General features: G+C 60.4%; 16 protein-coding genes and 1 pseudogene. 10 read left to right on the plus strand and 7 right to left on the minus strand.

Annotation, left to right across the window (positions count from 1 at the left end; translation table 11 throughout):
- Positions 1-15: 15 nt before the first annotated feature.
- The gene (locus QP093_RS04300; protein WP_285014917.1) at positions 16-777 is read right to left on the minus strand and encodes a hypothetical protein; all 762 of its coding nucleotides are present in this window, start codon (positions 775-777) and stop codon (positions 16-18) included.
- A gap of 142 nt (positions 778-919) precedes the next feature.
- Here QP093_RS04300 and QP093_RS04305 point away from each other — a divergent pair, with 142 nt between their 5' ends.
- From QP093_RS04305 to QP093_RS04320, 4 genes are all read left to right on the plus strand, one after another.
- Positions 920-2,749 carry an ABC transporter ATP-binding protein gene (locus QP093_RS04305; RefSeq protein WP_285014921.1) on the plus strand — a complete coding sequence of 610 codons (1,830 nt, stop codon included), beginning with the start codon at positions 920-922 and terminating at the stop codon, positions 2,747-2,749.
- Complete coding sequence (locus tag QP093_RS04310) at positions 2,746-4,809, plus strand: ABC transporter ATP-binding protein (protein WP_285014924.1); 2,064 nt, start codon at positions 2,746-2,748, stop codon at positions 4,807-4,809. Before QP093_RS04305 ends, QP093_RS04310 begins: the two co-directional genes overlap by 4 nt.
- Positions 4,810-4,894: 85 nt before the next feature.
- Entirely contained in the window at positions 4,895-5,773 is an 879-nt protein-coding gene (locus QP093_RS04315; RefSeq protein ID WP_285014927.1) for an aldo/keto reductase, read from the plus strand.
- On the plus strand, positions 5,770-6,573 hold the full coding sequence (locus QP093_RS04320; RefSeq protein ID WP_285014929.1) for an LmeA family phospholipid-binding protein: 804 nt from the start codon (positions 5,770-5,772) through the stop codon (positions 6,571-6,573). Before QP093_RS04315 ends, QP093_RS04320 begins: the two co-directional genes overlap by 4 nt.
- Before the next feature lie 171 nt (positions 6,574-6,744).
- Here QP093_RS04320 and QP093_RS04325 read toward each other — a convergent pair whose 3' ends face one another.
- Complete coding sequence (locus QP093_RS04325; protein ID WP_285014932.1) at positions 6,745-7,203, minus strand: Hsp20/alpha crystallin family protein; 459 nt, start codon at positions 7,201-7,203, stop codon at positions 6,745-6,747.
- Positions 7,204-7,411: 208 nt separating this feature from the next.
- Between QP093_RS04325 and QP093_RS04330 the strand changes: the two genes are divergently transcribed.
- A complete protein-coding gene (locus QP093_RS04330; RefSeq protein WP_285014935.1) occupies positions 7,412-7,942 on the plus strand; it encodes an ACT domain-containing protein in 531 nt (176 codons plus the stop codon).
- Here the strand turns inward: QP093_RS04330 and QP093_RS04335 are convergent.
- Positions 7,939-9,147 carry an oxidoreductase gene (locus QP093_RS04335; RefSeq protein WP_285014936.1) on the minus strand — a complete coding sequence of 403 codons (1,209 nt, stop codon included), beginning with the start codon at positions 9,145-9,147 and terminating at the stop codon, positions 7,939-7,941. The two genes, QP093_RS04330 and QP093_RS04335, sit on opposite strands and share 4 nt — an antisense overlap.
- Before the next feature lie 224 nt (positions 9,148-9,371).
- Between QP093_RS04335 and QP093_RS04340 the strand changes: the two genes are divergently transcribed.
- Both QP093_RS04340 and QP093_RS04345 read left to right on the plus strand, forming a co-directional pair.
- Complete coding sequence (locus tag QP093_RS04340) at positions 9,372-10,697, plus strand: DUF4921 family protein (RefSeq protein WP_070727727.1); 1,326 nt, start codon at positions 9,372-9,374, stop codon at positions 10,695-10,697.
- A gap of 365 nt (positions 10,698-11,062) precedes the next feature.
- Positions 11,063-11,218, plus strand: coding sequence for a hypothetical protein (locus QP093_RS04345; RefSeq protein WP_285014939.1), 156 nt, complete (start codon positions 11,063-11,065; stop codon positions 11,216-11,218).
- A gap of 888 nt (positions 11,219-12,106) precedes the next feature.
- Here QP093_RS04345 and QP093_RS04350 read toward each other — a convergent pair.
- Entirely contained in the window at positions 12,107-13,648 is a 1,542-nt protein-coding gene (locus tag QP093_RS04350) for a type 2 periplasmic-binding domain-containing protein (protein WP_285014942.1), read from the minus strand.
- A 214-nt stretch (positions 13,649-13,862) separates the two neighbouring features.
- Between QP093_RS04350 and QP093_RS04355 the strand changes: the two genes are divergently transcribed.
- Both QP093_RS04355 and QP093_RS04360 read left to right on the plus strand, forming a co-directional pair.
- Positions 13,863-14,111, plus strand: coding sequence for a DUF4235 domain-containing protein (locus QP093_RS04355; protein WP_058237309.1), 249 nt, complete (start codon positions 13,863-13,865; stop codon positions 14,109-14,111).
- A 71-nt stretch (positions 14,112-14,182) separates the two neighbouring features.
- On the plus strand, positions 14,183-15,886 hold the full coding sequence (locus QP093_RS04360) for a phosphoenolpyruvate--protein phosphotransferase (RefSeq protein WP_285014945.1): 1,704 nt from the start codon (positions 14,183-14,185) through the stop codon (positions 15,884-15,886).
- On the opposite strand, the gene QP093_RS04365 is transcribed toward QP093_RS04360, so the two are convergent.
- From QP093_RS04365 to QP093_RS10010, 3 genes and pseudogenes are all read right to left on the minus strand, one after another.
- The gene (locus tag QP093_RS04365) at positions 15,875-18,259 is read right to left on the minus strand and encodes an AAA family ATPase (RefSeq protein WP_285014947.1); all 2,385 of its coding nucleotides are present in this window, start codon (positions 18,257-18,259) and stop codon (positions 15,875-15,877) included. The genes QP093_RS04360 and QP093_RS04365 overlap by 12 nt on opposite strands.
- 12 nt (positions 18,260-18,271) lie before the next feature.
- On the minus strand, positions 18,272-18,685 hold the full coding sequence (locus QP093_RS04370; protein ID WP_350309956.1) for a sterol carrier family protein: 414 nt from the start codon (positions 18,683-18,685) through the stop codon (positions 18,272-18,274).
- Positions 18,682-18,933 (minus strand): annotated as a pseudogene (locus tag QP093_RS10010) (NAD(P)H-dependent oxidoreductase); the annotation flags it as partial. The pseudogene QP093_RS10010 and the gene QP093_RS04370, both read right to left, overlap by 4 nt.
- A gap of 157 nt (positions 18,934-19,090) precedes the next feature.
- Between QP093_RS10010 and QP093_RS04375 the strand changes: the two are divergent.
- Complete coding sequence (locus QP093_RS04375; RefSeq protein WP_285014949.1) at positions 19,091-20,140, plus strand: zinc-binding dehydrogenase; 1,050 nt, start codon at positions 19,091-19,093, stop codon at positions 20,138-20,140.
- Positions 20,141-20,362: the final 222 nt, after the last annotated feature.

Genomic DNA, 20,362 nt, shown 5'->3' on the forward strand with positions numbered 1-20,362 from the left:
CACGCCGCGCCGCGCTCAGCCCTCCTGCTCAAAGGCCTCATGCAGTGCCTTTTTCCACGACCGGTAGCGCTGGCGAATCGTGGCGCCTGACACGATCCGCTCGCCCGCAGCCCGCTGCTCAGAGGCCCACTCGCAGTAGTTCTGATAGGTCAGACGATCCGACACCTGCGAGCTGGAGGATTCCTCACCGGATTCTTCGCGCAGTTCGTCGTTAAATTTGCGCAACGCCTTCATGATGTCCTCATCACTGAAGCGCGTGGCTCCAACCCGCCTGCCTGAATACGTCGCAACTCCCAGACGGGACAGAGCTGTGTTCCACCTGCCATCGCCAACACGCGTGGCGACAGTGCGGGCGGTCGGTGGCCACAGCGCCATTCCGGCGATCGATCCTACGTTCCAGGCTTCCAGCAGAGCCGAGCGGGCGCGGTCAAAATCAGCCACAGAGATCGACGCCTGAGAGGCCTCACCAGGCACCTTGTCATTCACCTGTGTGACCCACCACACAGTACGAACGATGTTTTGTGCGATCTTCTCCGCAAGTTCATCCGGGTGGTCGAGACCATGATGACGGATAACAGGCTCAACAATATCGTCGATTTCGTGCCAGGTGTGAGGCGTGCCACCCTCGGTCAGAGGAACAGCTTCAGTCGGTTCACCATTATTCGCAACATATTCAGCCACTTTTCCGGCATGAACATAGGCGAGCACCAACCAAAAACCTGCAATAAGCTCATCAGGTGAAAACGCAGGTGTTCTGTATGACGTAAACATGGGCACGTCGGAAGTTTACTCGATTAACCTGAAATGTCCATCGGTCACGCAACAGCGCAAAAACGCCATCGTGAGCATGATGACACAGCGTCTCTTACCATATGTGAGTGCGTGAAAACGTCACGCACTTCGATGGAATGGAAAACGCGTGCTTTTTCGTTTTGTTTGGCGCTATCTGCGTACACGCCTTCTTGAAGTGATCGGCATTATCGTGCTGCAGGTAATCGCAACCATAGCCGCACTGAATCTGCCGAGCCTCAACGCCCGCATCATCGATGAAGGCGTCGCACAAGGTGACACTGACCTGATCTGGAAACTCGGCGCAATCATGATGGGGATCACTCTCGTCCAGGTGGTCACCACTGCGTTCGCTGTCTACTTCGGCGCCCGTACGGCGATGGGTCTGGGCGCCTGGGCACGTCACCGGCTCTTCACTCATGTGCAGTCGTTCTCCGCTCAGAACATGCATGACTTCGGTGCCCCTTCCCTGATCACGCGTTCCACCAACGATGTGCAGCAAATCCAGATGGTCACCCTGATGACCTTCCTTATCATGGTGCAGGCACCCATTAACGGCATCGGTGGAGTCCTGATGGCTGTGCGCCAAAATCAACGCCTCTCACTATTGCTCTTGGTCGTCGTCCCCATCCTCGCGGTCGTTGTCGGCGTCATCATGGCGTTCCTCGCACCGCAGTTCGCCCGCCTGCAAAAACGCATCGACACGATGAACACCGTCCTGCGCGAAGAGCTCACCGGCATCCGCGTCATCCGCGCATTCGTGCGTCAGCCGTTTATCCGCGAGCGCTACGACTCGGTCAACGCGTCTGTACGGTCAGTCTACCTGCGCATCGGTATCCTCTTTTCGATCATGTTCCCCTCGGTGACGCTGATCATTTCGATCTCATCGGTTGCAGTGGTGTGGTTCGGCGGATTCCTGATCGACAGCGGCAACATGCAGATCGGTGCGCTCTTCGCCTTCATCAATTACCTCGGCATGATCTTCATGGCCGTCATGATGGCCGCCATGATGTTCGTGATGGTGCCTCGTGCCGGCGTCGCCGCACACCGTGTCACCGAAGTTCTTGACGCAGCTCCCACAGTCGTCACGCCCGCGGAAGCCCAGTCCCCCTCGAACATGGCGACGCACATTGACGAGGGCGACGCCGCCGCATCCGAGGATTCTCACCACGACACCGCGCCTGACCCGGGCCAATGGGTGTTCAGTCTTGACCACGTCAGCGTGCATTACGACGGGGCACTCTCACCAGTCCTGGATGACATCTCGATCACTCTGAAACCAGGAACGACAACTGCAATCATCGGCTCAACTGCTTCAGGCAAGACCACGCTGGTGAACCTGTTGCCGCGCCTGATGGATCCCACAGGCGGAACTGTCCGGGTCAATGGCGTCGATGCGCGCGACATAGACCTGGCTCAGCTACGCCAGCGCATCGCGATGGTGCCACAGCATGCGTACCTGTTTTCCGGCACCATTGCGCAGACAGTGTCCGGTTTGTTGGACGTGACACGAACCGACAACCTGACAGACGAGCAGCTTTCCAGGGTGGAGCGCGCACTCGAGGGCGCTCAGGCCACGGAGTTCGTCTCCAAGCTTGATGGCGGTGTGAATTATGACGTCGATCCGGGCGGGTCGAACTTCTCCGGCGGTCAGCGCCAGCGCCTGTCGATTGCGCGTGCCCTGTACCGCGATGCCGACCTGTATATCTTTGACGATTCTTTTTCCGCGCTGGACTACGCCACAGATGCGCGCCTGCGGGCAGGTTTATCTGATCACACCGGCAACGCAGCGATCGTGGTGGTCGCCCAACGCGTCGCGTCGATTCGGCACGCCGACACGATCATCGTGCTGGAAGATGGTCACATCGCCGGTCGCGGCACGCATGAGGACCTGATGAAGAGCTGTACGACGTATCAGGAAATTGTTGCCTCACAGCTCAGCGAGGAGGAGGCAGCATGAGCACTGATTCTCAGCCACAGCGCCGGCGCCGCGGCGGGCAGTCCAACCGTCCTCGCGGCAACCGCGGGGTCGCACCTGGAGGCAAGTCGAAGAACTTCTCCGGCTCGTTGAAACGCCTGATCAAGTCACTGCGACCCGATGCATTCATCATTTTCATCACGTTGCTGGCATCTGCAACATCGGTGGTTCTGTCAGTGATTGCACCGAAGATTCTCGGCCGCGGCACAGACATTATCTTTAACGGCGTCATCGGGAAGATGATGGCGGACGCGCCCTCGAAAGAAGCGGCAATCGAGGCGATGCGCGCCTCGGGTCATGATCGTTTCGCTGACATGCTTTCTGCGATGGACGTCGTGCCCGGCCAGGGAATCGACATGAGCCAGTTGGGCAAGGTCCTGCTGACGGTGTGCGCAATCTACGCCGCCTCAGCGTTGGTGGGGCTGGTCGGTGAGATTCTGCTGCGCATTGCCGTTCAGAACGCCGGGTGGCGGATGCGCGATGAGATTCAGCGCAAGATCGAACGGCTGCCGCTGAGCTACCTCGATCAGCATTCGCGCGGTGATCTGATCTCTCGCGTCTCCAACGACGTCGACAACGTCACGCAGGTCATGAACCAGACGCTCTCCCAGTTCTTCCAGTCAGTCCTCACCGTCGTTGGCATTGTCGCCATGATGGTGTCGATGTCGTGGAAGCTCACGTTGTTGGCGATGGTGATCATTCCCTTCGGTGCAGCGATCGCCGTCTACCTGATGAAGAAGGCGCAGCCGCAGTTCGTTGAGCAGTGGAATGCGACCGGCGAGGTTTCCGGCGTCGTGGAGGAAGCGATGACGGGGCACGAGGTCGTTGCGCTGTACGGATTGGAAGAGCGTTTCACCGACGAATTCAACGACGCCAATACGCGGCTGTATCACTCATCGTTCAAGGCGCAGTTCATCTCCAACCTGATGATGCCGTTGATGGGGTTACTGTCCAACGGGTCGTACGTGGTGGTCGCCGTGGGTGGCGGGCTGATGGTCGCCAACGGTGGAATGACGTTAGGCCAGGTTCAGGCCTTCATCCAGTATTCGCGTCAGTTCTCGCAGCCTCTGGGCCAGTTGGCGTCGATGGCGAACTCCCTGCAGTCCGGTATCGCTTCGGCTGAACGCGTCTTTGAGTTCCTCGATGCACCTGAGATGGAGCCGGATAACGGGGCGTCCTCGTTCGCGCTGGCCCATGTGGAGGGCACTGACGAAACGCCAGAAGCTGCCAGCAGCCAGACATCCTGGGACGGTCAGGCAAGCACGGCAGAAAATGAGCACGTGCGCGGGCACATCGTCTTTGACCACGTGCGCTTCGGCTATTCGCCAGATAAGCCCGTTATCAAGGATCTGTCGGTGGAGGTACAGCCTGGCCAAACTGTCGCGATCATCGGGCCAACGGGTGCCGGAAAGACCACGCTGGTGAACCTGCTCATGCGCTTCTACGAGCTGGACTCCGGTGCGATTCGGATCGACGGCGTGGATATTTCGACGATCAACAAGGATGTTCTGCGCTCCCATATGGGGATGGTGCTGCAGGATACATGGCTGTTCGAAGGCACGATTGAGAAGAATATCGCGTTTGGGCGTGAGGGCTCCACACCTGAGGACGTCAGGCAAGCCGCGAAGGAGACGGCGGCGCATCGCCTCATTACGCAACTTCCCAATGGGTATGACACGAAGGTTGCCGACCAGGACGACCAGATTTCGGCCGGTGAGCGCCAGCTTTTGACAATTGCCCGTGCATTCATCGCGCACCCGGACCTGATGATCCTCGATGAGGCAACATCCTCGGTTGATACGCGCACCGAGGCACTGGTACAAAAGGCGATGGATCAAATCAGCCAGGATCGCACCTCGTTTGTCATTGCGCACCGCCTGTCAACGATTCGCGATGCGGACCTCATTTTGGTGATGGAAGACGGCGACGTGGTGGAAACTGGCCGTCACGTGGAACTGTTGGAACGCGGCGGCGCGTATGCCCGCCTCTACCAGGCTCAGTTTGCGGGCCCAGCAGTGACGGACGAGGACGATATCGCATAGGCTCATGAATGGACGCTTGGGCACGTAAGCTGAAGTGGAGCACGTGCCCGAGCATGTTGACAGATCATGAGAGGAGCCAGCCATCATGGCGACCGCATCGGCAGACATTCCACAGATCCCCACGCTTTCCCTGGCCACAGGAGCCACGATTCCTCAGCTGGGTTTTGGAACCTACAAGATCACTGAGCATGTCGTCGAAGCAGTGTCCAACGCGCTTGCCCTGGGGTACCGCCATCTCGACACGGCACAGATGTACCACAACGAGGCCGAAGTCGGACAGGCCTGGGCACAGTCAGGCGTTGCGCGTGAAGAATTGTTCATCACGACCAAGCTGGACAACCCCAACCACGAGCCTGATGTGGCGCGCGCCGCGTTCGCACAGTCACTGAAGGATCTGCGCACCGATTATGTGGACCTGTTCCTGATCCACTGGCCACTGCCCACGCTCTACGGCGGCGACTTTGTCACTACGTGGAAGGTGCTCGAGGAGTTCTACGAGGACGGCCGCGCCCGCGCCATTGGTGTGTCCAACTTTGAGCCACACCACCTGGAGGTACTGCTGGAGCAGTCCAGCGTCGTCCCGATGGTCAACCAGATCGAGTCACACCCCTACCTGCTCAACCAGGAGGTGCATGACTTCGATGACAAGCATTCGATCATCACTGAAGCGTGGTCGCCGCTGGCGCGTGGCCGGGCAGCATCTGATGACCGCCTCAGTGAAATCGCGCGCGAGGTCAGTGAGCAGGCGGAGCGCGACGTGTCAGCTGCTCAGGTGGCTCTTCGCTGGGCTTTGCAGCGCGGCGATGTTATTTTTCCGAAGTCCGTGACACCGGAGCGACAGCGTGCCAACATGATGCTCTTTGATTTCGAGCTCACCGATCAGCAGATGGCTGCGGTGACTGCCCTCGACGAAGGGGAAGAAGGCCGCACGGGTGCTCATCCTGACGTGATGGATCGTCTGTGAGCGCGCCACCCCCCTACGCGCCGGAAAAGTCACGTTCGCACACAGGCCTGTGGATCACGCTGGTAGTGATCGTCGTGCTCGCCGCCGCCCTGGTGGGTGCAGACCGCTACCTGGCGCACCGCGTCGAAAGTGACCTCGCGTCCAGGGTTGAAAGCGCGCCTGGTGCCGTCACTGCCCCTCAGGGAACCACGGACGAGGGGGACGCTGCTGACGGCGAGGATGGTGTTGACGTGTCAGTTGTTGACATCCCGTTCCTCACGCAGGTTCTGGGTGGGGCGATTTCGACGCTGGATGTGCATGTGCCCGGATGGGACGTGGATGTGTCCGGGAGCCAGTTACGGCTGAACGATATCGACATCAGCGTGCACAATGTCGGGACGTCCTCGCCCTACCACGCGCAGTCGGTTGAAGGCACCGGGCGGGTCAATCAGGATTCGTTGCAGCAGGTCCTCGATGACCAGCTGCCTCAGTACATCTCAATGCCCGCTACTGTCAGCGTCACCGATGAAGGCGTGAGCCTCGGCATGGAAATCCTGGGCCAGCAGGTCACGGCGATGGCAACACTGGCGATCGGTGACAACGGTCGATCCTTGGTGATCACGCCCACCACCATTCAGGCCGGAGCGCTCAATCTTCCGCTGGATGACCTGCTGACGGAATTCAATCTGGACGATCTGCGCGTTCCACTGGATCCGCTGCCATCCGGGCTCATGATTTCGTCACTGCAGACCTCGGACAGCGGCCAGATCACCGCAACGCTGACCGGCGCTGATATCGATCTGGAAACGCTCTTCCGATAATTGCAAAACCGCATAAGAAACCACCCGCCTGCCGGACTTATTTCAGATCCCAGCAAGCGGGTGGTTCTGTACCGCGCTAATCGCCGGATCTATGCGGACCCCGACCTAGCAAGGCGTCAGTGCCGCAGCCTTCTGGCCTCAGCACTTCGGCTCCTCGTGCAGAAGCCGACCTCAGTTTTCCTCGGAGTCGCGCGCGTCAGCTTCGATGGTCTGCGCTTCGTCATGAGCACTGTCCTCCACCGCAACAGCGATCTTGCGCGGTTTGGCAGCTTCTGCGACCGGAATGGTCAGCGTCAGAACACCGTCACGGTACGAAGCGGAAATTCCGTCCAGAGCCACTCCGTTGCCCAGTGTCAGCTGACGGGCAAACGCACCGGATGGGCGCTCGTGAGAGAGCCACTGAATATCTTTGACTGTCTCCGCCTTACGCTCAGCGCTGATGGTCAGCGTGCGCTCTTCCACGTCAATGTCAATCGTGGAGGGGTCAACACCGGGCAGATCCATCTTCGCGATGAACTCATCGCCGCTGCGGTACAAATCCAGCGGCATGCCGGGGTTGGCCGGAGCCTCACGCATCACTGAGTTGAAAATACGGTCCATGTCACGCATGGGATCAAAACGAGTCACCATAACAATCTCCTTCACTTGTCCAAGGCTCTCGGCCCCCTCGTGACCGCACCTTGGTGGCTCTTTCCAGAGCCTCTATTCGCTTGATGGTTCTAGTCTGCATCGACGAGGGTGACTCCGCAAGCAAAGTTGAGTCTCTTTCACTCAAGGCTGAAAGTTGACACACCTAGACTCAACTTTCAAAAGTAGCTGCACTTGTCGATGACTCACTGTGACGATCACCGAATTGCAGGCCAATGTCCCCCAACAGAAGTCCCTTCAACTCGCAGGTCTTCATTGTGAGACACCCTCGCAAACAGACGACGCGATCGGTATCGTCGAAGACATGTCCGGATTAAAAGATCTTGATTCAGTTCTTGCATCGCTTGACGCCACCCCACAGGGTGTCTACGTCTTTGCGTCAGTTCACTCCATTCCCGAAGGGCTACAGCCTTTCGCAACAATCCAGGAAGACGAAGGCATCACCGTTGTCGTCGCTGAAGACGATGCGCGCGAGGCTGGCCTGCCGACGGACGAACGCTATGCTCTGATCACGTTGGGCGTGCATTCCGCACTGGATTCAGTGGGCATGACCGCCACCATCACCCAGACGCTCGCATCGCGATCCATCAGCTGCAACGTAATCGCCGGCTACTACCACGACCACCTTTTTGTTCACGTGGATCGAGCAACGGAAGCGGCATCCATCCTCGACAATCTGGCACGTCAGGCACGAGGCTGGCTACCGCCAGCTCAGGCCTAGTACCGCGCGGTGCCGCGCAGATACGGATCTGGCCACGCCATCTCGGAGCGAAGACGCACCGCCCATACGTGCGGCAGCATCGGATCAGTCAGAAGCGGGCGCCCCACTTCGATCATGTCGGCGCGACCGTCCACCAAAACCTGTTCAGCCTGCTCAGCTCCCGTAATAAGGCCCGCGGCTGACACCGGCACATCGGTAATTCCTGCATCATGCAGGCCTGTGCGGACAGCCTCCGCGGCGAACACCTGATATCCCACACCACCGTGGATACGGGCATCCGGCACGTTCCCACCCGTTGACATATTGATCATGTCCACGCCGCGAGCGTCTTCGTGAGCACTGAACTCAGTGCCGGGGCGTGCCAGTTCACGGGCAAGACGTACTGTTTCTTCCAGTGTCCAGCCGTCGCGACCATCCTCGGGGTATTCCTTCGTCCAGTCAGTGCCCGACAGGCGCACGCCCAGGACGGCCTCGTCACCAATACGTGAACGGATTTCCTGTGCAATGCGGCGCAGGAAACGCGTGCGACCCTCGAAGTCACCGCCCCACTTGTCAGTGCGTGTGTTGGAAAATGGTGAGAGAAACTCGTGAATCAGGTAGCCGTGAGCGCCGTGGATCTGCACGCCGTCGAAACCTGCGCGCATGGCCCGCTCTGCCGCGTCACTAAACGCGCGGATCAGGCCGTCAATTTCTTCGCCTGTTAACTCACGAGGCGTCCCCAACCGCTCATTGAACGCCACGGCCGACGGGGCAACGGTTTGCCACTCAAGTTCATGGTCGCGTTGATCCGAGATCGGAAGGTCACGCCCTGCCTGGCGTGCCCAGCGGCGAGAATGCTCCACCGCCCAATCCACCGGATCTGACGCCTTACGTCCGGCGTGGCTGAGTTGGATCAGGGCAGTCGAACCGCCAGCGTGGATCGCATCAGCTATGCGCGCAAAGGCCGGGATTTGCTCGTCCGAATGCAGGCTCAGACAGTACGGGGAGATACGCCCCTCGGGCACGACCCCGGTCGCCTCGACAATGACGGCTGCTGCACCGCCGAGCGCCCTCGCACCATAATGCACCACATGCCAGTCGGTCGGCTGCCCCATTGTGGGGCCTGACGGGAGGGCGGAGTATTGACACATCGGAGGCATCCACACGCGGTGTGCAATGCGGCGCGCTCCCACTTCAATCGGTTCAAACAAACGCACACGAGCCATGCCTCCACCCTACCGATGTTCGGCGTCCTCACGATAGCCCGACAGCAGTGCACCACTGAATTCACTGAGCGCATACATGGAATCGGGGAGCTGCCGCCACGAAGCGGCGTCTGCCTCGTTACCCCTGATGAGAGGGCGAACATACGCCGCAAGAGAACAGGAAATTGCTGTCGAGCCTGTGCCGGGCCCGTCAGATGAGGGCGAGTGCGACTACGCTAGGAGGTATGGCGAAGGAGCAAGAGACCCACGACCGGGCCATTGTGCGGCTAGCTGATGGCACCGTCAAACAGACGAACCTGCTGTCCGGCACTGAAGTGTGGACCGTTCCCGGCCGGGGACACCGCCCTTTATCCGTGCCAGTTGAGACGCCCGAGCAGCTCGACCCAGATCAGCACGGCAAATACTGCGCCTTCTGTGAGCAGCGCTATCTGGAGACTCCACCCGAAAAGGCTCGTCTGATTCGCGACGAGGACGGCAACTGGAAACAGCTCGAAGCACTGCCAGCCGATGAGCTGACGTCGACTGTCGCTGAGTTCCGCCGCATCCCAAACCTCTTCGAAATCGTGTCCTACAACTACTGGCACCTCAACCACGGTCACGTTCCATCTGAAGCTGAGCACCGTCGAATGGCTGAATACCTGGCTTCCTCGACAGGCTATGACCACGTGATGCGGGTTGTGCGCGCGCGGATGATGGCGGGCGGCATGTCCGAGGAGGACTTCGATGCTCTGTCCGATTCAGAAAAGCTCCAACAGGCGAACGGGTTTTTCTCCGGTGGTCACGACGTGATCGTTGCGCGCCGACACTATGTTGATGGCGCGACGGATAATACGCAGCTGGCGGGGTCTGGCACCCTCACCCCGGAGGAGCACTATCAGTACACGGCATTCACTACCCGCGCGATGGCTGACCTGTACGGGTTGGATCCTGCTGTCAAGTACGTGGCAGCGTTCCAGAACTGGCTTAAACCGGCCGGCGCGAGTTTCGATCACCTGCATAAACAGCTGGTCGCAATTGACTCTCACGCGGTTCAGACTGAGGCAGAGCTTTCCCGCCTGCGAGCGCAGCCGGATCTATACGACGACATTTTCTCGGTCGGTGTCACGCGACGCCTGCTGATTGCGCAGAATGAGCACGCCATTGCGCTGGCCGGTTTTGGTCACCGCTACCCCACCATTGCGATCTGGCCGCTGGGCGAGCCGGTCAACCCATGGCACGCCTCCGATGAGCAGGTTCGCGGAGTTTCTGACTTGCTGCATGCTGCGCACGTGGCCACCGGGGTCGACGTGCCATGTAACGAGGAGTGGTATCACCGACCGCCCGGGGTGTCGACGCCGATGCGGTGGAGGATTTTGCTCAAGTGGAGAATCTCCACATTGGCCGGGTTCGAGGGCGGCACTCGCATCTACCTCAACACGATCGACCCGTGGACTGTGCGCGAACGCGTTGTGAAGCGCCTGCTCGAAGAGCGCGGAAAGGGCACGATTGCACCGATGAAGATCGGTGATGAATGTTCGGCTGATCCGAGCCTGCTGCACGGCGAGGGGTGACACTCTGCCCGTGGGCCTGTTCGCGCGGCGCGGCCCGACCTTGGGCTTCGAGTGCGCACAGACCTGCTCTGCCGTTCAACGCCTGACGCGCTATCCAACTCGACACCCCGCGTCCGCATCTGCACCGCGCAAACGGAGCAGTGGACACCTCAGCCTCAAGCGCTGGACACCTCAGCCTCAAACGCTGGACACCTCAGCCTCAAACGCTGCGCCGCTCGCGTCTCGCAATTTGGGCATATTCCCCCATTAATCTGAGAATTACCTGAAAACTCTTGAGTATGGATTTGATGCCAGCTACTGTGTGGAGAACGTTATTCCGATCAGGGGTGATCCGGTAATCATCCCACCGAAGGAGATGAAACATCATGGCTTCACGTTCACAGATCGCACGAATCGGAGCTGTTTTGGCCATTGCAGGTCTTGCAGTCGCGGGCTGTTCAGGTGGCGGCGCGACAGACGGTGGCGACATGTCAGTGCCGGGCCAGTCAGAGGTAACTACGGACACCACGACCCAGAGCTGACCCCATCGCTCTGCGAGTGATCAGCGACTGAGCTATTCGTAACCCCGGTGCCCCTGCTGTTTTTCGAAGCAGCAGGGGCACCTTCTGTCACTATCACCCCATCTCTCGTATCTCCTCCACCCGCTCACGTTCCCTCTCGCACTCACGTTCCCTCTCGCACTCACGTTCCCTCTCGCACTCACGTTCCCTCTCGCACTCACGATCCGCAAACTGACCGCACCACGCCATCTGCTCGCCTCGCGCCCCCGTTTCGGTTTTCCCGCGCAAGACACTCTCTCAGATCTGTCGACTCGCTCGCCTCGCGCCCCCATTTTCAGCTCTCCGGCAGGCAGTGCTTCCTGGTATCTGCGTGCCTGCGCGCACGCTGCCCTGGGTTTACCTCTCGCGAGTGCACATTCCCCTAGATCTAACCTCCACGGGTGCACATTCCCCTAGATTCTCGCTCCTTTTTGCACAATCCCCTAGATCTAACGCCCGCCCATTTCACCGCGTTTGTGAACATGCAGGTCACCGGGCATTCTCATTTTCGAGGGTGGCCCCGCCCGCTGTTGATCTAGGGGCTTGTGCATCTCAGCGCCTTAGATCTAGGGGCTTGTGCACCACAGCGCTTTAGATCTAGGGGTTTGTGCACGATGGAGCCTAAGATTTAGGGGTTTGTGCAGCACACAGACCATGATCCGATCACTGCTCCACCCCGCGCCCGGAACCACAACACAACCAGCCAGGCAAGAACCAACCCGCCGCGACAAGAGCCGACCGATTGACGACATGACGCATTTCGGGACGGATCGGCACCGTGGCCAAGCACCGCACCGATATTGCAATGCCGGGAAAGCCGCCAAGCGCTGAAAGCTACAGGGAACCGAAAGCCACCCCGAGCTGAAGCCGTCAGGAATCAAAAGCACCCGCCCATTTTGCTTGGAGGATTGATGAGGCCGACCACTGCTCCTCACTCAGTTCCAACGCGCTATCTACGGGAGCTGCCACCCAACTCAATACGCTGTCGCTTGCCAGAGCGGCCGCCTGGTCACCCGGCCATGCAGCCGGCCAGGCAACAGCGTCAAGCGCCATAATGCGCTGTGCCATTGCGCCTTGCACGAAGTCGATCCACGCCTGCGCCCCGGCACTAGGCAGGGAGCTGGCAGTAGGAACAGTGCCCGCAGTAGCTTGAGCCCCAGCAGTAGGCTGGGAACCCCCAGTAGGCTGGGCACCGGCGGTGGGAACGGTGTCCGCAGTAGCTTGAGCCCCGGTCGGAGCTTCGTCACCCGGCCAGGGCGCGACGAACACGGAGCGCTTCACGCAAGTCCCACCGATCAGCGCGCCATATGACTCGACGCCGGTGTTGACCAGCAGCGGCGCATGCGCCAAGTCAGAGGCGGCGACCACGGAATAGTAGGACGGCGCTGCTGTCGACGAGGCTGCTTGGTTGCTTCGCGACGAGGTTGCTTGGTTGCTTCGCGACGCGCCCGGCTGGTTACCTTGGGATCCGGCCGCCTGGCCGCGCGCGCTTTGAGTTCCCGCCGAGCTATCTTCCGCCGCACTATCGCCCGTGGCGCTGTCGCCAGTTGCGCGCTGGCCACTCGCCCCCTGGGTGTCCGCACTCACAGGTGCCCCGTGGTCAAGCGCGCTCCACGAGGCGGTCGCGCCGCTCCCCTTGTCGATTCTCACGCCACGCTTTGCGGCGTCCTTCCACCAGGTCGGAGCTTCGTCCCCTTTCACGCTCGCCGTTGCCAGCATGAATGCTCTGCCGGCAGCAGAGGTCACCGGGTCGGGAACAGTAAACAGCACGGCATGCGCGTCATTAACCAGCTCATCAAAGGAGGCGGCAACTTTCCCGCGATTAGCCTCGATAAACAGTCGATCGACCGCGGTGCACACATCATCACGGCCATAGACCGTTGCATCTTCCAGTCCCAGATCGGCCAGGTCGGCCGGATCCAGTCCCATCAGCACGTCGGGAGCACCCTCGTCAATAGCGGACAACAGGCTGCCAGCTTCACCGCTGCGGCTGATGGGGAGAATCTCGGCCTTGAAGCCGCTGCGTTCGGTGAATTCCTCAAGTAGACGCGGGGGCAGCGAAGCCTTGTTATCTGCTACCACGCCGATGCGCACGGTTCCCGATCCGCGTGTGACGGCAGGGCCTTCGTCAGGCCCAGGGGCACCCTCGGGCCACGACTGGCGCAGCGAATCAGCGGACTGACTGGTATCGCCTGCTGCGCCCGACATTGACGAGGGAGACGCGCCATCGGCCGACCCGACTGACTGGCTCGACGCGAACGGGTCGGTCACCGCGGTTGGATCGACTGAGGCGGTGCAAGCGCTCAGTGCAAGGGCGACGCTCACGCACGCTGCCGCGCCTAGACACATGGGTCGGCGCGCGGATGGGTGTAGGCGCGCTGTGCTGAAGCGTCCTTGTGGCGCAGTGTTCATCGCGGCAGCCTCCCTTGTCGTTTCTGGTTCCATTGTCGCCTGTGCGCGGGCGGTGGCGGCGCACCCGGAGCGTATTTTGCGAACGCGATATTCTTTTTATCACGCGCCGCGCACGCAAATGGGGCATGATTACATCAGAGCCACGCCGCCACGCGTTGAGCTGGCGCTGCGTTGTTCGCCTTTTTGACAACACGTTGAGGAAACGGAGAACACTATGGATATCGGGTGGAAGATTGCAAGCGCCGGGTCAATGGCTCTGTCGGCAATGGTGGCGAACAAGCTGGTCGAAGGCGGTTGGAAGCTTGTCACCGGCAAGCCGATTCCACGCGAAGACGATGACAATGTCCAGATTGTGCAGCTTCTGGCGTTCGCAGCCCTGTCAGCGGTGTGCGTGTCGTTCATTCAGCGTTACGCCATCAAGGGTGCGAAGAAGTGGTACGGACCTGGTCAGATTGACGACTGATCACCACGACGATGTGTGGGCACGACGAATGGTGAATAATGCGTAGTCCCGCATGGTGATCGGAGTTTTCAGTGAGTGAGTTTCATGAGGGGTCGCCGTGCGTTCACTACGGCACTCCGGTTGTCTCTGGTGTGGCGTGGGCGCCCTCGGCGTGGGCCAGGCGCCCGACGCTGCCCGCGCAGGACGAGGCGGAGCTGACGCCTGATCAGCGGCCAGGCGCAATCGACGCGTACATGACGGCAACTGACGTGGTGGCGCAGCGCCTGTTTGAGCGTGCCGAGCACTCTGAAGGCAGCGCGGCCGAGGTTCTTGCCGTCACCGCGTCAATGGCGACCGACAAATCATGGCGCAAGGAGACGGTCAGGTACATCGAGGCAGGCGTTCCCGCTGTTCAGGCAGTGGTACGTGCTACCGCGAAACTGATTGATTCCTTTGAACGCTCCGGCGGCATTTTGGCCGAACGCACCACTGACCTGCGCGATGTGCGTGACCGCGTCATCGCTGAGCTGCGCGGGGAGCCCGAGCCAGGCATTCCGCGCACTGATCACCCGGTAGTGTTACTGGCTGATGATCTCTCCCCTGCTGATACCGCAGGGCTTGACCCCTCGATGTATTCCGCGATCGTCACAGAGTTCGGCGGCCCGACCTCGCACACGTCGATCATTGCTCGCCAGCTCGGCATCCCGTGCATCGTGGCGGCCCGCACCATTGGGCAAATTGCCGAGGGTGTCCATGTGCTTGTCGATGCGCATACCGGAACAATTACGACGGGCGCCCGCCACTGTGACGCTCACGACGCAGTTGCTCATGAAGCTGAACGCCTGGCGGCGATCCGTGCCTGGCACGGGCCGGGACGCACGCGCGACGATGTGCGTGTTGAACTGTTGGCAAATGTGCAGGACGATGTGACGACGAGGTTGGCGGCACACTCTGGCGATGCGGAAGGTATCGGCCTGTTCCGCACAGAGTTGTACTTCCTCAACACTCAGGTCGAACCCAGCGTGGACGATCAGGCTGTGCTGTACGGGAAGGTGATGCAGGAGTTCCCTGACTCAAAGGTTGTGGTGCGCACGTTGGATTCCGGCTCCGATAAACCTGTTCCATTCGCCCCGCTGCTGGAGGAAGCAAACCCGGCTCTGGGTGTGCGCGGTATCCGCACCACTGGCCACAACCAGGAATTTCTGCCCCGCCAACTCGACGCGATTAGATTGGCAGCTTCTTCTGTTGGGCATGAGCATGTGCGCGTGATGGCACCGATGATTTCCACAGTTGCGGAAACCCAGTGGTTTGCCGGCCTTGTCCATGATCGCGGCCTGAAAGCCGGCATCATGGTGGAGGTTCCCTCCGTTGCCATCATGATTGACAAGTTTGCGCCACTGGTGGATTTCGTGTCGATCGGGACGAATGATCTGACGCAGTATGTGATGGCTGCTGACAGAATGTCGCCCCACCTGGCCGAGTACACCGACCCGTGGCAGCCGTCGGTGCTGCGCCTCATTGCCCACACTGCGAAGGTGTGCCGCGAGACCGGCACAGATGTATGCGTGTGTGGTGAGGCTGCTGCTGACCCCTTGCTTACGTGTGTCTTGGTCGGCATGGGTGTGCAGTCTCTGTCGATGGCATGCCCGGCTATCCCACCGGTGGGTGCTCGTCTGGCGTCAGTGACACTCGAGCAGTGCCAGGCAGCTGCCGCAGCCATCCGCGAAGCAACCAGCCCAGGCGAGGCGCGTCATTTTGCCCGTACCCAACTACCCCCGCTCGCATCAGCTCACTGAGCGCGCCCAGGAGATGAACTCGTCGGCCGAGTAGACGGGCTTACCCCACTTTGCGGCGTTCCTGGCTTTGCCGGACATAGTGGTCACGTCCGCAGCGATCAGAACGTCACATCGCGTCTTTGACACATTGGGCGCGACAGCCAGGCCACAGGTGTGTGCGAAGTTTTCCATCTGCTCGCGCGACCACACCTCACCGTCACACACAGCCGTGCCGGTGAAGCACACGCGCATGGGCATGGCCGCATCACCGCTGTGTTCCTCAATGAACCGCGCCCACGTGGTCTGCTCGCCCCGAGTGCGGTAGCTGATCGCCACTGCGTACCGCGTGCAAAAATCGTCAATGAGCTGCGCGGCGCTGTCACCGAGCGTAAGCCCAGCGACACGTTCTTCGATCAGTGCGGCCACTTTCACCGGATCCCCGTAGGGCACGATTTGTCGCGGTGAGCGCGGCAGGAGCCATGCGGCTCGAGGCTCGTCGACCGGCGTGTATGCCGGTGCACGTTCGGGCAGGTTCGCACCTGCTGCATGTGCTGCGTCGCGCAGCTTTTCGGCCCGTGTGAGCGCGCTTGCTGCGCTTTGTGGCACCTGAACGGTGAGCACTGATTCGAGGGGTGCGATGATGCCGGTACGTTTGAGCTCATCATCCCAGATTCGCAACATGTCGTCGTGTGCCTGTGCGACGAGGGTGTGGCCGGAAATGCGTTCTTCAACGGCTGGCCATATATCAGCCAGGCGCGGCGCTACCTGCAGGTCAGCTGCGTGAATGTCATAGGTCGCTGCGGCATCTCCGATGTCACGCGTCGGGTTGATCAGTGAGGTGAGTGGGGCACCCTCGTCAAATGTGAAGGCGATTTCGAGGGTGCGTATGAATCCGTCGCCGTGACCGCAGGTGAGCGCGCCGCAGTATGCACGACGGCCAGTGGGCAGGCCGGTTGTGTCTGCTAGGAATGAGCGGATGCGGTGATCGATTTTCACGTCGCGCGGGTAGATGGGGCGTGTCAGCACGATGCCGTCGAGGCTGCGGCACCGTGATAGCGCTACGTAGAGTTGACCGGCGGCGAATGTACCTCCTGACAGGTCGATGACAGCGCGGTCGAGGGTTTGGCCCTGAGACTTGTGGATCGTGATGGCCCACGCCAGTTTGAACGGCATCTGCGTGAAGGAGCCGACGACGCTGTGGCGCAGGACTCCACCTTCGACGGTGGGGTGGGTGATCTCCCATGCGTGTGGTTCAACGCTGACTGTCGAGCCGTCGCGCAGTTCAACGAGCACTTCGATGTCGTCATCGACACTGCATTCGATCGAGTCAGTCGCGGCGGTCGCGGCGGTGGGGTCGAAAGTGGGAACGCGGCCGGGCACCGTAGGGGCAGTATCGGGCACGGTACCTGCTCCGATGGGGTCGGACGCGGCCTGGTCGATCCCGTCGCCTCCTGCGATCCCGTCGATCCCGACGATGCGCCCGAGCGAGCCGTTCACCCACCTGTCAGCCGGGTCGTTGGTCAGCATCATGACCTGGGCGCCAACTTTGAATGACAGCACGGGGTCGGTCGGCGGCTCGAACTTGTCGAGGTTGCCTGATTGTGCCCCGCGGCACTGGATGAGTGGTGTCGGCAAATCGTCAAGGTGTCGCCGGTTGCGCGCACCGACGATCCGGTTTGTCGTGGCGAGCGTGAGCCAAAATTCGTCCTCTGGTGGCGTGAAATCGTGGTCGACCTTGCTGTTCAGGACGCTGGTGATCGAGCGTGTCATGCGCCCCGACCTGATCGCGTTGAGCATCTGCGTCATCTGAGAATCACCGAGCTGGCGAAAAACCTTCGTCAGGTTGACGGTCGGGAACCGCTCAGCACTGTACGCGCTGGCAGAGAAGAAATACGGGGTGCCAAAAGCGGACGCGAAGTAGTCTTCTTCTCCCGTGTTGACCACGGGCGGCAGCTGGTAGAGGTCTCCGACCAGGACCAGTTGGACTCCTCCAAGAGGCTCCCCAGGGTGTGGCCCGTATTTTTCGAGGGCGAGGCACACCTTGTCGAACAGGTCGGCTCGCACCATCGACGCTTCATCAATGATGAGTGTGTCGATTGAGGCCAGCATACGCGAGAACCGCGAAGGCTTATACGTGCCGTTTCGCACGTCGTCGATCGTGGTATGCGGGGTGAATGAGAACAGGCGGTGCAGGGTATAGCCGTCGACGTTGAGCGCTGCCACTCCGGTGGGGGCGGCGACCACGACTTTACGCTCGGTTGATGCCATGAAGTAGCGGATCAGGGTGGATTTGCCCGTGCCGGCGTTGCCGGTCAGGAACAGGGACCTGCCGGCTTCCAACATGTCGAGTGCCCGACGGAATTCGTCGGTGATCTCGATGGGTGGGGTGCTCACAGGGTCATGGTCTCACAGCCCACCGGCATCTGCGGACTGCGAGTGTACGGCAAGGTCGCGGCCATCGAACAGCGGCAACAGCGCGGCGAGATCTGTTCGCTGGCCGGATGCCTGGATCAGGCCGGCGGCGTCCCCCTCGTCCCACGACAGGTTGCCGGTTGCGAGGCGCAGCCACGTGGGCATCGACATTTCGACGACGGCAGGTGGGGTCCCTCGGCGATGAGTGGTACCTTTCAGGATCTGGACGGCTCCGGCAGGAGGGACGCGCACTTCGACCGCGCGACCGGGGTGACGCTGCTCGAGCTCCTCCAGACAGAAACGCACTGCCGTCATCTGCTGTCGGCGCGGGGTGCCATCGCCCTGTTCGCGCCACGTGCGCAGCGCACCCATGCCGGCATCGAAGTCGATTTTCCGTCGAGGCGTCATGGCGACCATTCTAGGCGCTGATATACAGCTCGGGCCGTGTCATCAGGTATGCGTTGAAGTATGCGAGCTGTGAGCGCAGGTTTTTTGTGCCATCGCTGCGCCGTAGGGCGATTCTCTGGCTCCGGCAATGATGGTGGGCTTGTTCCCCAGGGGTTTGATCCGTAGAGTCGCGACATCCAGTCGAGGGCGTTCCTGAGAGCTCCGGGAATGGATCGGTTGTACTCCGGGGTCACGATCAGTACGGCGTCTACTCTCTCAACATAGGACTTTCTACCTAGACTGCGCTAAAATGAACCTGCACAGCGAGTTTCACAGTTGAGACGCAGGGGGCATGAAAGCAACGATGCATACCTGATTGCACCGTCGCCTCGTCGCTGAGCTGAGAACAACCAGAAAGGTATCAACATGGACGGAACAATGCGCGCCCAGCGCTTCTACGCCGACAGCAAGACCATGAAGGTTGAAGACATCCCGATCCCCTCCCCCGGACCAGGCGAGGTCCTCATTAAAGTTGCCTACTGCGGCATCTGCCACTCTGACCTGTCACTGATCGACGGGAACTTTCCACCACAAGTTGACGTGGTGACGCAGGGCCATGAATGCTCGGGTGAAATCGCAGAGCTGGGCGAAGGTGTCACCGGGTGGAAAGTGGGCGACAAAGTTATTCCCGTGTCCGGCAGGTCGTGCGGCGAGTGCCGTGAATGTCGCCGCGGCAACGAAGGAGCCTGCCAGAATCTTGAGCTGATGGCGTTCGCCTATGACGGCGCCTGGGCGCAGTACACCATCACTCCCGCTGCTGGCCTCACGCGAGTTCCCGAGGGTGTCCCGATGGATCAGGCAGCGATCTTGGCTGACGCTGTTGCTACACCTTTTAGCGCGGTCAAGCGCACAGGGCGGGTGTCGATCGGCAATGCGGTTGCGGTGTGGGGCCTGGGCGGCGTGGGAACGCATATCGTTCAGCTCGCCAAGCTCGCCGGCGCCATCCCGGTCATCGGGATTGACATTAACGACGCGGTCTTGGAACGTGCGAAGGAGTTGGGTGCTGACTATACGTTCCGGTCAGATGATCCGGACTTGATGGAGAAGATTACGGACGCGACAGGCGGGCGAAAAATCGATGTCGCGTTCGACGCCGTTGGTTTGCAGTCCACGTTCAAGCAGGCCATTGCCTCGTTGGATTTCAATGGGCGAGCTGTCCTCGTTGGCCTGTCAGGTCAGGAAATTGACGCTGGCCCCATCTTGTCTTTCGGTTTGCAGCGCAAGCAGGCGTTCGGCCACCTGGGCTACAAACCTGTCGACATTTACCTGTTGGCAGAGCTGTTGAAGGACGGGCGTCTTGACCTGTCGCAATCGATCTCTGGTGTGGTCCCATTGTCCGAGATCGAACGCGGTATTGAAATGATGGAAACGAAGGAGGGCAACCCGATTCGAATCCTCGTCGATCCGTGGAAATAGTTCCCCAATGATCCCGCCACGGCGGCACGCTGCGTGAAGGAACGCATCGCTGAGAAGTCAGGCCTTCACATCACGAACGCCAAAACGTAGCGAGTCGCTGGAACTGCTTGACCTCGATGTGGGCGTCAGTTCTGCGAACTGACGCCCACAGATGGGATCAGGAAACGCGAGTTGTATGCGCTGATCGCCCTGCTCCTTCACAATAGATAGCGGGGGAATTCG

The organism is Pauljensenia sp. UMB10120 (assembly GCF_030212035.1).
Classification (GTDB): domain Bacteria; phylum Actinomycetota; class Actinomycetes; order Actinomycetales; family Actinomycetaceae; genus Pauljensenia; species Pauljensenia radingae_A.

Bases quoted from the DNA above. Each gene is read 5' to 3' on its own strand.
- QP093_RS04340 (WP_070727727.1), top strand. From the start codon at position 9,372: ATGGCGAAGGAGCAAGAGACCCACGACCGGGCCATTGTGCGGCTAGCT.
- QP093_RS04345 (WP_285014939.1), top strand. From the start codon at position 11,063: ATGGCTTCACGTTCACAGATCGCACGAATCGGAGCTGTTTTGGCCATT.
- QP093_RS04355 (WP_058237309.1), top strand. From the start codon at position 13,863: ATGGATATCGGGTGGAAGATTGCAAGCGCCGGGTCAATGGCTCTGTCG.
- QP093_RS04335 (WP_285014936.1), bottom strand. From the start codon at position 9,147: ATGGCTCGTGTGCGTTTGTTTGAACCGATTGAAGTGGGAGCGCGCCGC.
- QP093_RS04310 (WP_285014924.1), top strand. From the start codon at position 2,746: ATGAGCACTGATTCTCAGCCACAGCGCCGGCGCCGCGGCGGGCAGTCC.
- QP093_RS04350 (WP_285014942.1), bottom strand. From the start codon at position 13,648: ATGAACACTGCGCCACAAGGACGCTTCAGCACAGCGCGCCTACACCCA.
- QP093_RS04375 (WP_285014949.1), top strand. From the start codon at position 19,091: ATGGACGGAACAATGCGCGCCCAGCGCTTCTACGCCGACAGCAAGACC.
- QP093_RS04370 (WP_350309956.1), bottom strand. From the start codon at position 18,685: ATGACGCCTCGACGGAAAATCGACTTCGATGCCGGCATGGGTGCGCTG.
- QP093_RS04325 (WP_285014932.1), bottom strand. From the start codon at position 7,203: ATGGTGACTCGTTTTGATCCCATGCGTGACATGGACCGTATTTTCAAC.
- QP093_RS04315 (WP_285014927.1), top strand. From the start codon at position 4,895: ATGGCGACCGCATCGGCAGACATTCCACAGATCCCCACGCTTTCCCTG.